Here is a 13707-nt window from a genome sequence, read left to right on the forward strand (position 1 = left end):
TTATTCTTCGAAGAGAACGATCTCTAAATCTTTGTTTTGTTTCTGAATCTCAATCAGATCCAACTCCCGAATATCCTCATTGGGTTTGAGGTGAATAACCAGTTTCAATAGGCTACCGGACTTTACTAGTTTACCCAAGTCATCAATTTTATCGGGCTTTACAAAAAGCTCCTTAAACGTACGGGTGTCCAGTTCCAGGAATGAAATTTTTGAATCTTCCCACTTGAGTTTTTCTACCTCGATCTTGTCAAATTGCAACTGATTATTGCCAAAAATGATAAGCGTGTCCAATCTCTGCACTAAGGTGTCAGAAAGATGAATGGTGTTGTAGAGATTGGAGTTATTGGTCAGTTCAAGAATTTTTAGACCCTCAAGATTCCCGAACTGCGGTAAGGTCGATAGTTTGGGGTTATCACTTATTTGAAGGTGCGTCAATTCGGAAAGATTCATCAAACCTGAAATATCTTCAAGACTTTTGTTTTCTATCAAGGCCAATTTTTTCAAAGAAGGCATTCCGTCCAGGAAGTTCACATCACGTAAATGCAAGTCGTTCCCCGCCAAAATCAAAGTGTCTAAGCTTGTCAATTTTGAAATTTGACGGTAGTCTTTAATGTTCATGTTATTCCTGAGCTCCAAAAAGTGGAGTTCCTTGTTCTCTAACAAGGAAGGAATGGCGCGTAGGCGCTCGTTATTAGCCAGAGTCAATTCTTTGAGTTTACTGAGCAATTCCAGTTTGGGGACTTCTCGAATTCGGGCGTTATTTGAAATGGTCAGTTGCTCCAGATTTTCTAGTTGAATAGATCCTAGGTCGATCCACTTCCCATTATCTTTTAGCGTCAAGGATTTTAGGGTCGGAATACCCGAAAAGCTAGGGCCTGTCCAATTGCCAGGAAGGTTGTCATTATGGCCATGAATAATAAGCTCTTCAAGAGATTTGAATTTTCTTCCTTCTTCTGTAACCAAATTGAAGTCGTATTTAAAGTAGGGGCCATTGACTTTTAGGTACTTTAATTTTTGAAGTGAAGCAATATTGTCAAAGCTATTTCCTTTCAGGAACCACTCGTCTCCCAGTTGGCTTATTTCCAAAGAATCAAGGTAGTTCGTTCCAAACCGAGCCAGAGGGCCTAACGCCTTGAACTTGGGCATGGAATCAAGTCTGAGGTAGTTGATTCTCCAACGGTTCCCAAGATCAGGTAGGTTTTCTAGATTTCTGTTGTTGCTCAAGATTAATCGCTTAAGGCCCCTTCCACCATAGGGAATCTTGATGTCTACCAGGCTACTGTTGTTGATAATCTGTGCGGATTGTACAGATTGCGGAAGAGTGACGGATTCTAACACCGTGTTTTTGTCGATTTCCGCATTTATCAAGTTTTTAAGCCGATAGAGATATACATTTTTTAGACTGCGATTTCCATTGAGGTAAAGTGTTTCAATACTACTCGGTAAAGCAGGTAGGTAAGCGAGTTCAGCTAAACCAATCTTTAAGGTTAAAAGAGAAGAAAGGCTGTCAATGTCTTCAAGCTTTTTGATTACCGGATTCTCTGTTATGGCAAGAAAACTCATTTTTTTAAGCCCATTCAAACCTTGAATCGTTTTCAGGTTATCGTTGTAATCAATGGTTAGTTTTGTGAGATTAGGAGATCGTTCAAGGCCTTGAACACTCTCAAGGAGGCTATTTCCAGAGATTACCATACTGTCTAGCGCAGCGGGCAGACTAACATCAAAATTTTGATAGGCATCATTCCCTACAAACCGTAACCCCTTCAATTCTTCCATGTTCGCTAGAGAAGGCATTGTGCTGAGTCCATCGTTGTCTTCAATGTTGAGGAACTCCAAACCTCTAGGCAAATCAATAGAGTCCAAGAAATTTAGACGCAGGTTTCGTTTTAATTCCAGTTTGCTCAGGTTGTCTAGTTCGCGGATTCCGTCCAAAGAAGAAAGTTTGTTCAGATGAACCAGCGACAGCGTTTTTAAATTGGTCTTGAGGGTGGTAAACTCGCTTTGCGTTTCCATCTCTGCCTTGACCTGATTAAAGTGCTCAATACGTGGATTATTCATGAGCTCCAGACCCTCTACATTAGCAAAGTACCTCAGGTTTTGCTTTAGCGGGATGTTGTACTTCAGTGAGTACTGGCTGTTGAGTTCTTCTAGGGTTCCGCTGGCCAGACTCAGGGTTTGGGGTTCCTGCAGACTTGCTTTGACCTTCAGAAAGTTTTTAAGCATCTCGGGGCGGGCATTCACCACATTGTTCAGGAACTGCTCTTTTTGGATGTAGGGTTTAAACGCCAAGAAGTAAAAAAGTGTCATCAAGATTCCCAGTAGGAAAGGAATCGAAAAAATAAAGAGCTGGCTTACCTTACTCTTACGCAAAAAGCGCTTGATAGAATGGTCGTAGAAGTCCTTGTTCTTTTGTTGCCAAAGTACCGCATTTCGCAGGCGTTTGCCACGGTAAAGACTGCCCTTCTTTTCTTCGTAATCCCGGACATCTCTGATTAGGCGTTTTTGCAATTTTAGGGCTTCGCGTCTTTCTTCAACCCACTGCTGCAGCTTCGGCCATTTGCTGATAAGTTCCTCGTGCACCAAGGTGACACAAGAACCTGTTTCGGTTCCTTCTAAAGAATCGCAATTACTTTCTCTTCCCGTAACTAAAAGGAGTCGACTCTTTTGACTGACGAGTTCTTCAAATACCTGCTCCACATCCATGGTTGGGTAGTGATCCAGTTTTTCAAACAGTTTTTTTTTGGAAAGGGTGCGCTTGAGATCTCCGTGCTCATCACTTACCTCGACCAGGTTGAGCAGCATGCTTTTGAGAATGTTTTCGCGAACCTTGTCTTTTCCCTTTTTGGAAATTTTTGAGGCCACCGAGTTGGCGTGGTTCTGCAGCAAACCAATTATTCCTTTACCCTGCGAAAGCTTCAGCAATTCGGAGTATTTGATCTGGTGATCTTTGATCACTTTGGGATCCCAGAGCTGGTACAACGTCATTTGCAGAATGGGCAGGCATCCATCGAGGTCTTCGAGTTCCTGAATCAAACTACTGACCAGTTCCGATTCCAAACTCACCCCGTGTTTTTCGGCAGGGGCGGTGATGATCTCTGTAATGCTCTGTTCCCATTGGGCGTTGTTCTTCTTGAAGTCAAAGCTCTTGGGATAGAATTCCTGAGCATGTACCCCGACAAAAGCATGCTGAGATAAGGTTTCTGCAAAATCACTGCGGTAGGTCAAGAACAGGAGTATATTCAGATTTGGATGGGAGGCCAGCTCATTCATCAAGCGAATAAAGGCTTCCTTTTCTTTTGCTGATTCCTCCGTATGTCCCTGAGTATAGAGTTCTTCGAGTTGGTCGATGAACAAGAGCAATTTAGCTCCTTCAAAGTTCTTTGCAGACAATTCCTGATCGTGAATTCCCGCGTGACGTCTCAGTTGGTACTTGAGGTTGGTCAGAGGCTGCTCCCCTGGGCGGAAGATGAGCGGGATGTGCTCGGAATAGCCCATCACTTCCTCTGCAACATGCGGTGCATAACCCCGGCGCGAACAAACGAACTCTTACCGATCCCTGAATCCCCTACTACCGAGAAGACCCGCTCATTTTCGGTGGTCAGGATGAGTTTGATGAATTTTTCAATTTCGAGTTCACGGCCAAAAAAGTAACTGCCGTCTTCGATCTGAAAGGGGTTCATTCCCCGGTACGGGTTCTCTGTATTGATCTCCTTGAAGTGATTGAGGAGGCTTTTAAGGAAGATCCCTTCCAGTTCCGCTTCATCGTTGAAGTAAGTGACGTGTTTCCCTTCAAAGGAGTCCCGCAGTGCTTTGTGTTTGACCGGATCGTCAATGGTCTTTTCGTCAATATTCTCGAGTTGCAGGCGGTAGATGAATTTATCTTCCTCCATGGCCGTCTGGTACTCGATCTCGGTATAGGTGCGGCTTTCATTTGGGGGATAAGAACCAACAGAGTTCCCCAAAATGATAAAGTAGATATCGCATTCTTTGACGGCAGCTACGCATTCCTCAACATAGGTGGAGGAGGACCCATCATCGAACATGTGCTCCATGATCTCGCAGAGCTCAAATTTGCCCTTGAGTTGCTTGTGGAAAAGACTGATCAAAGTGGTCCTGTATTCCTTAAAGTCTTTATAGGTTGAGGAGATGTAGACTTTTTGCATGGTGGTTGGTTCTCAGCAAATTGACGCCAGAAAGTAGGCAAATAAAATGGTTCCCCCTAATAATGTTCGTAAAATGGAATCACTCTTGAAAACTGCATTCAGAAAATTGTCATTTTTCAGTTACCTTTGCCGTCCTCAGAACAGGGACATTAGCTCAGTTGGTTTAGAGCGCTGCCTTGACAGGGCAGAGGTCACTGGTTCGAATCCAGTATGTCCCACATCAAGCAGAAAATCCATGCCAAAAGGCATGGATTTTTTTATTCCGGACAATCGAAAAGCTTGCTTTATCGATTGGGAGGGATAAAGAAATCAGGCGCGCCTGCGCCTGGATTTTCTATTTGCAGGAGCGGTACAGATGGAAGCCCGCAGGGAATCCAGCGCCTGCGCCTGGATTTTCTATTTGCAGGAGCGGTACAGATGGAAGCCCGCAGGGAATCCAGTCAGCAATTTGTAACACTATCCCTAACTTACCTACTGATCAGTAAACCGCAATGCATGTTCAAATTCTTTCGAAATCTGAGAAGAGGCTTTTTAGAAGAAAACAGGATTGGGAAGTACTTCAAGTACGCCTTTGGGGAAGTCATCCTGGTGGTCATTGGTATTTTGATCGCACTTCAATTGAACAACCTCAACGAGCAGGATAAGCTTCGCAAGGCCGAGAAAGTACTACTGGAAGATTTACTGGAAGAAATGAATTTTAACCTGGAGGAGATTGAAAGGGCACGGCAAATAAATAGCATGAATATAGAAGGAACCGGAGAGTTTTTATCTCTTTTTCCGCCTGAGATTCATCAAGAAAAAACAGACATTGAAATTGCTCTTACCCTCACAAAGTCACTACAGGAGAAAACTGAATTTCATCCTCGATTCAGTGTGATCAACTCGGGTCGTCTCGACCTTCTTTCCAATAACAGCTTGCGAAATGATTTACTACGATTACCTCCTTCCGTCGATCGTTTTAATGATGCCGAACGAACCGTAATTCAGATTCGTTGGGAATGTACACAACTCGTTACCGAAATCGGAAATATGCGCCGAAATATTGATTCCATCATGGATACCTCCGGCTGGTATAGTAGCCCCACGAGCGCTTTTGAAAATACGACCCGTGAACTCTTTAAGTCTCGCGTATTCGAAAACAAGCTTACCCTCTTTCTTGCCACTTCCATAAATGCTGATCAGATTTTTTTAAGCCCTATGAATGATACCCTCCAGGTAATACAGCAGAGGATCACCAAGGAATTAGAACGGGATTTTTGAACAGAGATCTATGAGCGATTACATTTCCTAACCATTCTTCTTCCCCAAACTCACCAGACCGTAATGTAAAGGCAAAATGAACCACAAAACGCCGATTACTCTGGTGTCCATCTCGTAATAGGTGCCGATAAGGATAAAGGCAATGACAAGGGTAAACATGACCAGTCCGGCTGTTCGGCCCACCCGGCCCTTACCTGAAATACTCGAAACCAGGTAGATCAATCCAAAAAGAGCAGAACCGAATTTGCCGATGGTATAGAGCGGAAGAACAATTCGACGCACAGATTCAAAAGGTGCAGGCTGTGTATCGTAAATCTCTAGGGCGGAACCGTAAGAGGTTTGGGTTATGATCATAGAGACAACCAGCAAGACCCCGCAAACCGAGAGCAAGGCCCAAAGGATCTTTAATCCCCCTTTACTCAGTCGGAAGTACGAGATATAGGCCAGCATAAAGAAAAAGTAACCCAGTGCCTGAAGCATCCAGATAGGCGAGAGGTCTTTCCAATTCTCCACCATAAAGTCAATATTCCCTTCGGCGCTCCTCTCTTCACCGATCCAACCAATTTGGTATTCAAAATAGATACTACCTAAAACGAGGATACTCGCGAGGACCATCATCGTGCCTGCAAAACTGTTGGATTTCATGGGTGGTTGGTTTTTTGTATTCCTCTAAAGGTACTAAACTCAGGGACTGTTTGTTAGCTTAATAGAGTAATGGTCACATCTGACCAATTTGATAGTCTTCTCGGAAGGCCGTAACTTTTATACAGCCTAGTCCAAAGAAAATGTTTATTCATGAAAATTTTACTGACCGGAGCCAACGGGTATATTGGGATGCGGCTGTTGCCACAGCTGCTGGATATGGGGCATCAGGTGGTTTGCGCGGTACGGGACGAAAAGCGCCTATCCATCGATCAGGAAACCCGCGAACGGGTAGAGGTGATTGAAATTGACTTTTTAAAAGAGGTTCAAGACCAGCTTTTGCCCGAAGACATTGAAGCTGCCTATTTTTTGATCCACTCCATGAGTTCAAGTACCAAGCACTTTGATGAGCTGGAAGCCCAGGCTGCACAGAATTTCAATACCTACCTCCAATCCACCCAGGTGAAGCAGGTGATCTACCTCAGTGGTATTGTCAATGATGAGCAGTTGTCCAAACACCTCAGTTCAAGAAAGAAGGTCGAAGACATCCTTTATCAGGGTTCATTTAGCCTGACGGTCCTTCGTGCCGGTATCATTGTGGGATCAGGCAGTTCCTCCTTTGAAATTATCCGGGATCTCTGCGAAAAGCTTCCCATCATGATTACCCCGAAGTGGGTTTTAACCAAATCCCAGCCTATCGCCATACGCAACGTCATCGCGTTTTTAACCGGGGTGCTAGGTCGAGAAGATACCTACAACGATTCCTTTGATGTCGCCGGACCGGATGTGCTCACCTACAAAGAAATGCTGCACCAGTATGCGGAGGTCAGGGGATTCAAAAATTGGATTTATACCGTCCCCGTGATGACGCCAAAGCTTTCGTCTTATTGGCTGTATTTTGTAACCTCAACCACTTATAAACTCGCCTTGAATTTGGTAGACAGTATGAAGATTGAGGTCGTCGCTAAGGATCAAAGACTTCAGGATTTATTGGGTATAGAGCCCTACAGTTACAAGGAAGCGATCGAAATGGCCTTTCGTAAAATCGCGCAAAACATGGTGGTGAGCAGTTGGAAAGACAGTATGGTCAGCGGTCGTTTCAACAAGAGCCTTTCCAAATACATTCAGGTGCCTCAGTATGGAGTGCTCAAGGATATTCAAACCCGAAAAATTGAAGATGTGCCCGCCACCCTGGACAATATATGGAGTATAGGGGGCGAAACCGGATGGTACTACGGCAATTGGCTGTGGAAAATCAGGGGTTATATTGATAAGCTTTACGGAGGCCCAGGCCTCAGAAGGGGCCGCACCAATCCCGATAAGATCTACCCCGGAGATGCTTTGGATTTTTGGCGCGTCCTTTTGGCTGATAAGAAGAAAAAAAGGCTGCTCCTCTTCGCAGAGATGCGATTGCCTGGGGAGGCTTGGTTGGAGTTCCGCATCGATGAGCACAATGTGCTTCATCAAACGGCCACTTTCCGCCCCAAAGGCTTGCGCGGGAGACTCTACTGGTACAGTGTTTTGCCTTTCCACTTTTTCATTTTCGGTGGGATGATTGACAATATCGTAAAGCCTAAAAAGGCTTAAGGGGATTCTCCTTTGTACATCTCTGCCCGACGCATGGGCATTCGATCGATGAGCTCAAATAACTCGGGGGGTTTTACGATTCTTTCTTTCCGCAATTTTACTCCCCCGTCCAGGCCGATTAGAACGACCTCGAATGGAGCATCTGATTTTTTGTAGCGCTTATATAAGTCCCCATTGGAATCAGCGGACGACTTGTTTATGCCCTTTTTGACTCGGGAGGAGCTGATCTGGTACACGACAATCTTTCGCTCTTTTAGAGCTTTTTCAGCCTGCTGGAAAAGTTGGAGTTGTTGTTTTAAGGTGTCTGAATCTAAGGAATCGCTGATGAGTAAAACGATCCGATCTTCCCAACGGTGTTTTCGCAAGTCCTGGGATTGAGCAGTTAGGCAAGTGAAGAAGAGCAGAACAGTAAGTAGTTTACCAGTCATTTTGGAAGTAGATAAAGCCAAAGACCAAAGCAAATACGAGGAGAAGGGTTAGTCGTTTGGCCATCTGGTGTAAAGTAATAAAAAAAACCGCTCATGGCGGGGTTAAGTGCGTTGACGAAGTTTTACAATTTGAAAACAGCCCCTACGTTCAGGCTGCTTCCGGCATTGGTGTTTGAAAAACCTTCTTCAGACTCGTCCACGATATTGGTCAACCCCAAAATACCCTGGCTAATCCCGAAGTTGAGGAACCACTTGCGCGTACTTCCGAAGTGCCAGCTGAGAGGTTATGACGAAATCGAAGCGGCGGATCTGGAACGGGAGGGCTGAGCACTTCTGCGATACGATTACCTCGATTTATCGTTGAGTTTTGAATACCAGCTGCCTTTGAAGGGACTCTTTTTTATAGGAGAGGGCTTTAGTTGGGAAAGAGAAATCAACACCCTCTCTTTGCGTTCCCAATCCTTTCGGGATTACCTTACCTATTATGCCGGATTGGGATTACGTTGGAAGCCATAAGGCTTTAAATCCAATCTTGGTCGTTTTTGGTCAGGGCCGATTCCACCTCCCCGGTATGTTTGGTTTCGCCGGGTTCGAAAAGCAGGATCCAGCATTCTTTTTCGGCCACTGGTCGGTGTTCAACACCTCTTGGGACAACGAGCATTTCGCCCTCCTGAAGGCGCACTTCTCGGTCCCGAAACTCAAGTGAGAGTTCTCCTTTGACGATGTAAAATAACTCGTCTTCATTTTCATGGGAATGCCAGACGAAGTCCCCTTCTACCTTGGCCAGCTTGACCTGTTGCCCGTTGAGCTCAGCCACAATTTTTGGGGTCCATTGCTCTTGAAAAAGATCGAATTTATGGAGGAGGTTGATTTTGCTCAAATTCATAATTGTTCAATTTTTTTGTCCAAAATCTCTAATAATTCCCAGTGAGTATTACGGATTTCGATGTAGAGGGGATTCAATTGATTGGAAATTACTTTTTGATTATCAACCATATTCAAGAAATAGGTGTCCTTCATCAATTGATTAAGAAGTTCTTCTGTCAAAAATTGCTGATTCAGACCATTTTTATATAAGGGGATGTGTTTTGTCATGAAGTCCATTCCTTCTTGTGCAGAATCTTGACCCAATCGTTCCCATTCCTTTGTAAATTTTATGTTAGACTCCCAACTGACTATGGATTGACGTAATCGATCATCTTGAATAATATTTACGTCCCCCGAGGCAAGAATGTCTTCAATGGTCCCATCTGAACTTTGGAATATGGTGTAAAACCCGATCGTTACGATGTGGCTTTCGATGGTATCTATCGGTATTTCAATTTGTTTTCTTTGACTCCATTGCAAAAGAGAATCCATCCTTTGAACGGTTTCTTCTCGCTTGCAAATAACCCGATCCAATTCGACCAGATTATTCAAGAGATCGACTCGATAAGCCTCCAGGTATTCCTTTTCTTTTTTTCGGTCCGCATTATCCTCATAGATACCGTTGATTTGAATGGCAATCAGAATACCGATGGTTACCAAGAGAATTTCGCCAAAAGCATAGGTGAGGTATTGGCGCAGTTTTCCTTGGGAGAGGAAGTGTTTACGCAGTTTTCGGAAGAGTCCAGTCATTGTGCATGATCGATTGAACGGAGGAAGATGGTTTGCAGCTTCAAGTTACGTATTCCCTTGATTTAAAGCCGACTTAATGAAAATCCATTATATTGGCGGGTAATCAACCAACAATGAACCGCGAAGGTCTGCTCTTTTTGACGCTGTCCTTGTGCTTTGCTTTTTCCGTCCGTGGGCAAATTAAAGTCACCCAGAAACTCGCTATTGATCGCTTTTTAGCAGAGATCGAGCTGACCAGTAATGGAATATCCCCAATTCCCGCTTTTTCTTTGGGCGAACCAGCCTGATCATGACCTCCAATTTTGGTAAGAATCGCTTCAGTGTAGAGCCCATGATCGCGATTTCCATGAAGAATATCAAGCCTTGGTCTGTAGGGGTCTTTGCTCGGTATAACTTGGTGGAGCAGGACTATTTCACCCTCCGTGTCGGTGTAAATCCGTCGGTTAATTTTCAGGTCGAAAACTACATACAAGACGGCAAAGAAGTCGAGTTAATTCAATCCCGTCGGTATTTTGGAGCCGAAATTGCTCCTCTATTCACCGTGATGAAAAAGTGGCGGGTAGGTTTTTATTACCTCCGAGCCAATGGCTTCGATGAGGGGCCCAAAAATGGGCACTTTTTTGGGTTCAACACCTCCATCAGCCGGGTGCGCCTATCCCGGTATTTTTATTTCAGTATGGTGCCTCAAATTTTTCATTTGCGTATAGATGACTCGGAGGGGTATTACGCTTCTGCAAGGCTGTCTTTACACTTTAGCGATTCGGCTTTTAGTCTGGCTTCTACCTTGAATCATTCCCTTAAAACCGAATTGGGTCCTGATTACGACCTGACCTGGAATCTCTCTTTGATTTACCGCATGGATTAAAGTAGGTCCAGAATACGTTCAAGGGCCATACCTCGGGAGCCTTTGATTAGCAAATGGGTGGGCGAGAAAGGGTTCTGTTTAACAAATTGAGCGAAGTCTTCATAGCTCTTGAACTGAGGGAAATCAGAAGATACACCGGCAAAATTCTTTCCTACCAAAAAGGCCCCGTCCAATTCCATGGATGTCAATTGATCGGCAATGGCCTGGTGCTCGGCTTGTGCGGCTTCTCCCAATTCAAACATATCACCCAACACCACATACTTAGACGAGGCGTCTACTTGCCCAAAGAGGCCAAGTGCGGCCGCCATGCTTGTGGGGTTGGCGTTGTAGGCGTCCAGCAAAATACAGTGCCCGGATTTTTCGACCCATTGGGTTCTCATGTTCTGGGGAACATAAGATTCGAGCGCCCTCTGAATAGACTTTAAGGGAACACCAAAGTACTTTCCGATGGTAATGGCCGCTGCGCAGTTGGTAAAGTTATAAACTCCGCTGAGTTGGGTCTGGATCTGAATGCCTTCAACTTCCAATTCGAGGGCAGGACTTTCTTTGAGGAGCTTTATATTGAAATAACGCTCGTCAGTTCGGCTGTAGCCCACTTTTTTGACATAGCCTTCCAGTTTCTCGCCTTGAATAGGATCATCTGCATTCAGAAAGACCGTCTTGTCTTGGGAGAGCAGGTAATCGTACATTTCACTTTTGCCTTTGATTACTCCTTCGACTCCGCCAAAGCCTTCGAGATGCGCTTTGCCAAAGTTGGTGATGTAGCCATAATCCGGTTCAGCCAGGCTGCAGAGAAAGGCAATTTCTTTTTGGTGGTTGGCGCCCATTTCAATCACCCCGATTTCGGTTTCTTTTGTCAGTCGTAGCAGGGTCAGGGGTACTCCAATATGATTGTTGAGGTTACCGGCTGTCGCGAGTGTCACTTTGCTTTGGCTTAATACAGCAGCGATAAGTTCCTTGGTGGTGGTCTTGCCATTGCTCCCAGTCAAAGCGACCAGGGGAGTTCCCAATTGTCGGCGGTGGTGTGTGCCCAATTCTTGTAGGAACGACAAACCATCATCAACCAACAAGAGTCGCTTCTTTTCTTCTTCGGTTAATCCTTCTGAGGCCAGGCCCCACTCATCAACCACAGCAAAGGCAGCTCCTTCTTTTAGTGCGTATCCGGCAAAGCGATTCCCATTAAAGTTGGGCCCTTTTAGTGCAATGAACAAGCAGTTCTCACTGAGTTTTCGAGTGTCGGTGCACACATCACTGCACTGAAGAAAGTGCGCATACAGCTGGTCAATTTTCATGGATTCTCTTAGAAGGTCTGACCGCAAAAATACGGACTCAACAAAGAAAAAGCCCCTGCAGATTAATCTGCAGGGGCTTTTTAATTGATGGAGCTTTATAGAGCTTGTTTATCTCGTGCGCTTTTTATGGCGTACGGTTTTGTTCTTTGTTTTGGACTTCGATCCGACACGGGATACCGCGCAACGGAATCCAATATCGTCAGTAGCCATATACTGTGGCAAGTAGCGACGCTGTGCTGGGTCTAGCCAGTAAGCGCGATCTCTCCAAGAACCTCCTTTGTACACACGAACTTCGTCGTCGATAAGGGAAGTACGGTAATTGGATTTATCGTAGTTGCGCAACAGTTTGCCAGTAGAGTCTCTCTCGACTTTATGGTCTGGCGAATCGTACATTTTACGGTTGTTTTCGTCGTCACTGAAACGCTCGTAGAAACGAGATGAGCCAGCGTCACCATCGCGGAATCCGCGGTTGTCGGAACGATCAAAGTTTGTTCTCAGGTAAGTTTCATCTGCACCTACAGGGACCATTTTGATTTCCCCTGGAAGGTTCACGGCAACGATGCGTCCGTTGGCTAAAGTGTCATAGACTACAGAGTCACGAAGCACCTTTACTTTGCCGTCTTCACCAATTGCTTTTTTCATAAAGATGTTTCCTCGGTAGTAGTTGAAGTCGCTGATTTCGTCATCAACGATAGGACGGTATACATCCGCTACCCATTCGCTTACGTTACCAGCCATATCGTATAGACCAAAATCGTTTGGCTTGTAGGATTGAACCTCCGTGGTGATGTCTGCACCATCGTCAGACCATCCGGCAATCCCGCCGTAATCACCTTTACCTTGCTTGAAGTTCGCCAGCTGATCTCCGCGACCTACACGCTGACCACTACGGGTGTAGTCTCCTTCCCAAGGGTATTTTTTACGCCCTCGGTAGTTGTTGTATTCCCGTGTACCAATCAGGGCCTGAGCAGCGTATTCCCACTCGGTTTCGGTCGGTAGTCGGTATTCTGGTGTAAAGACTCCACTGCTTCGCTTAGCAAAGACACTGGTAGAATCTTTCTTTAATTTTCCTTGAAGAGAATCGATGGCACCACCATAAACCGACTCCGGGTTGTTGATGTATGCTTCTGTGCTAAAGGCCCCTTGTACGTCACCGTTGTAGGCTGCGTAAAGTGCGTCCTCGGTCAGGTACCCTTCTTTGGTCAATAACAGTTCGTTTACACGATCTGTTCTCCATTCCGAGTACTGAGCTGCTTGTACCCAGTTGACACCGACTACAGGATATTCAGCATAGGCCGGGTGACGCAAATAGGTATTGGTCAGGGCCTCGTTAAATCCTAAACGGTTTCTCCATACCAAAGTATCTGGAACCGCCCCTTTGTAGATATTGGTGTACTTGGGATCCTCCGGTGGGTATACCGCCTTGATCCAATCCAAGTACTCGAGGTACATCTTATTGGTCACCTCTGTTTCGTCCATGTAGAACGACTGCACGTGTTGTTGTGTCGGGGAATTGTTCCAATCGTGCATGATATCATCCTGCACCTTTCCTTTGGTAAAGGTACCTCCTTCTATAAATACTGTTCCAGGGGGGGTAGCCTGCTCTTTAAAACTGGAGTTGAACTGAAAACCTCCGTCCTTTGAGTTAATTTTCCATCCAGTTGCTCTTGATACATTTCCTGAAGAGGAAGAGGACTTGGAGCAGCTTGAAAATCCACCGAGTACCAGCAGAAGAGAAAAAAGAGCTGAAATGTAATTTTTCATAGTAAGACCTTGAGTTCGATACCCGCATGTTCTCGCCAATGTTGGGCATTTTTTAATTTGATTGTAATCGTGTTTGCATTAAAACGGAA

13 protein-coding genes and 1 tRNA gene are annotated in these 13707 nt (G+C 45.1%); 6 read left to right on the top strand and 8 right to left on the bottom strand.

Annotation, left to right across the window (positions count from 1 at the left end):
* On the bottom strand, nt 1–3495 hold the full coding sequence (locus BST99_RS00145) for an nSTAND1 domain-containing NTPase (RefSeq protein ID WP_104999996.1): 3495 nt from the start codon (nt 3493–3495) through the stop codon (nt 1–3).
* Nucleotides 3495–4163, bottom strand: a complete 669-nt coding sequence (locus tag BST99_RS00150; protein WP_104999997.1) for an nSTAND1 domain-containing NTPase — start codon at nt 4161–4163, stop codon at nt 3495–3497. Before BST99_RS00150 ends, BST99_RS00145 begins: the two co-directional genes overlap by 1 nt.
* Nucleotides 4164–4306: 143 nt before the next feature.
* Between BST99_RS00150 and BST99_RS00155 the strand changes: the two genes are divergently transcribed.
* Together BST99_RS00155 and BST99_RS00160 are read left to right on the top strand one after the other, a co-directional pair.
* A tRNA-Val gene (locus BST99_RS00155) sits at nt 4307–4381 on the top strand.
* Nucleotides 4382–4658: 277 nt separating this feature from the next.
* Nucleotides 4659–5423 (top strand): hypothetical protein, encoded by a 765-nt coding sequence (locus BST99_RS00160; RefSeq protein WP_146106160.1) that lies wholly within the window; start codon nt 4659–4661, stop codon nt 5421–5423.
* A gap of 27 nt (nt 5424–5450) precedes the next feature.
* On the opposite strand, the gene BST99_RS00165 is transcribed toward BST99_RS00160, so the two are convergent.
* Nucleotides 5451–6068, bottom strand: a complete 618-nt coding sequence (locus BST99_RS00165) for a hypothetical protein (RefSeq protein ID WP_104999999.1) — start codon at nt 6066–6068, stop codon at nt 5451–5453.
* Nucleotides 6069–6218: 150 nt separating this feature from the next.
* Between BST99_RS00165 and BST99_RS00170 the strand changes: the two genes are divergently transcribed.
* Nucleotides 6219–7652, top strand: a complete 1434-nt coding sequence (locus BST99_RS00170; RefSeq protein ID WP_105000000.1) for an SDR family oxidoreductase — start codon at nt 6219–6221, stop codon at nt 7650–7652.
* Here BST99_RS00170 and BST99_RS00175 read toward each other — a convergent pair.
* Nucleotides 7649–8080, bottom strand: coding sequence for a DUF4174 domain-containing protein (locus BST99_RS00175; protein WP_105000001.1), 432 nt, complete (start codon nt 8078–8080; stop codon nt 7649–7651). The two genes, BST99_RS00170 and BST99_RS00175, sit on opposite strands and share 4 nt — an antisense overlap.
* Nucleotides 8081–8464: 384 nt before the next feature.
* Here BST99_RS00175 and BST99_RS14730 point away from each other — a divergent pair, with 384 nt between their 5' ends.
* The gene (locus BST99_RS14730; RefSeq protein ID WP_262494639.1) at nt 8465–8596 is read left to right on the top strand and encodes a hypothetical protein; all 132 of its coding nucleotides are present in this window, start codon (nt 8465–8467) and stop codon (nt 8594–8596) included.
* Nucleotides 8597–8600: 4 nt separating this feature from the next.
* Here BST99_RS14730 and BST99_RS00180 read toward each other — a convergent pair whose 3' ends face one another.
* Together BST99_RS00180 and BST99_RS00185 are read right to left on the bottom strand one after the other, a co-directional pair.
* Nucleotides 8601–8966, bottom strand: coding sequence for a cupin domain-containing protein (locus BST99_RS00180; protein ID WP_105000002.1), 366 nt, complete (start codon nt 8964–8966; stop codon nt 8601–8603).
* Nucleotides 8963–9697 (bottom strand): DUF6090 family protein, encoded by a 735-nt coding sequence (locus tag BST99_RS00185; RefSeq protein WP_105000003.1) that lies wholly within the window; start codon nt 9695–9697, stop codon nt 8963–8965. Before BST99_RS00185 ends, BST99_RS00180 begins: the two co-directional genes overlap by 4 nt.
* Before the next feature lie 92 nt (nt 9698–9789).
* Here BST99_RS00185 and BST99_RS14250 point away from each other — a divergent pair, with 92 nt between their 5' ends.
* Together BST99_RS14250 and BST99_RS00190 are read left to right on the top strand one after the other, a co-directional pair.
* Nucleotides 9790–9984: a hypothetical protein gene (locus BST99_RS14250; RefSeq protein ID WP_181044118.1), complete on the top strand. Its 195-nt coding sequence runs from the start codon at nt 9790–9792 to the stop codon at nt 9982–9984.
* Nucleotides 9985–9986: 2 nt separating this feature from the next.
* Nucleotides 9987–10562: a hypothetical protein gene (locus BST99_RS00190; protein WP_105000004.1), complete on the top strand. Its 576-nt coding sequence runs from the start codon at nt 9987–9989 to the stop codon at nt 10560–10562.
* On the opposite strand, the gene BST99_RS00195 is transcribed toward BST99_RS00190, so the two are convergent.
* A complete protein-coding gene (locus BST99_RS00195; RefSeq protein ID WP_105000005.1) occupies nt 10559–11854 on the bottom strand; it encodes a UDP-N-acetylmuramoyl-tripeptide--D-alanyl-D-alanine ligase in 1296 nt (431 codons plus the stop codon). The two genes, BST99_RS00190 and BST99_RS00195, sit on opposite strands and share 4 nt — an antisense overlap.
* 108 nt (nt 11855–11962) lie before the next feature.
* Nucleotides 11963–13618, bottom strand: coding sequence for a gliding motility lipoprotein GldJ (gene gldJ / locus BST99_RS00200; RefSeq protein WP_105000006.1), 1656 nt, complete (start codon nt 13616–13618; stop codon nt 11963–11965).
* Nucleotides 13619–13707: the final 89 nt, after the last annotated feature.

The organism is Aureicoccus marinus (assembly GCF_002954325.1).
In the GTDB taxonomy this organism is placed as follows: Bacteria; Bacteroidota; Bacteroidia; order Flavobacteriales; family Flavobacteriaceae; genus Aureicoccus; species Aureicoccus marinus.

Coding starts and splice junctions, on each gene's coding strand:
- BST99_RS00145 (WP_104999996.1), bottom strand. CDS start 3,495: ATGGGCTATTCCGAGCACATCCCGCTCATCTTCCGCCCAGGGGAGCAG.
- BST99_RS00150 (WP_104999997.1), bottom strand. CDS start 4,163: ATGCAAAAAGTCTACATCTCCTCAACCTATAAAGACTTTAAGGAATAC.
- BST99_RS00160 (WP_146106160.1), top strand. CDS start 4,659: ATGTTCAAATTCTTTCGAAATCTGAGAAGAGGCTTTTTAGAAGAAAAC.
- BST99_RS00165 (WP_104999999.1), bottom strand. CDS start 6,068: ATGAAATCCAACAGTTTTGCAGGCACGATGATGGTCCTCGCGAGTATC.
- BST99_RS00170 (WP_105000000.1), top strand. CDS start 6,219: ATGAAAATTTTACTGACCGGAGCCAACGGGTATATTGGGATGCGGCTG.
- BST99_RS00175 (WP_105000001.1), bottom strand. CDS start 8,080: ATGACTGGTAAACTACTTACTGTTCTGCTCTTCTTCACTTGCCTAACT.
- BST99_RS00180 (WP_105000002.1), bottom strand. CDS start 8,966: ATGAATTTGAGCAAAATCAACCTCCTCCATAAATTCGATCTTTTTCAA.
- BST99_RS00185 (WP_105000003.1), bottom strand. CDS start 9,697: ATGACTGGACTCTTCCGAAAACTGCGTAAACACTTCCTCTCCCAAGGA.
- BST99_RS00190 (WP_105000004.1), top strand. CDS start 9,987: ATGACCTCCAATTTTGGTAAGAATCGCTTCAGTGTAGAGCCCATGATC.
- BST99_RS00195 (WP_105000005.1), bottom strand. CDS start 11,854: ATGAAAATTGACCAGCTGTATGCGCACTTTCTTCAGTGCAGTGATGTG.
- gldJ (WP_105000006.1), bottom strand. CDS start 13,618: ATGAAAAATTACATTTCAGCTCTTTTTTCTCTTCTGCTGGTACTCGGT.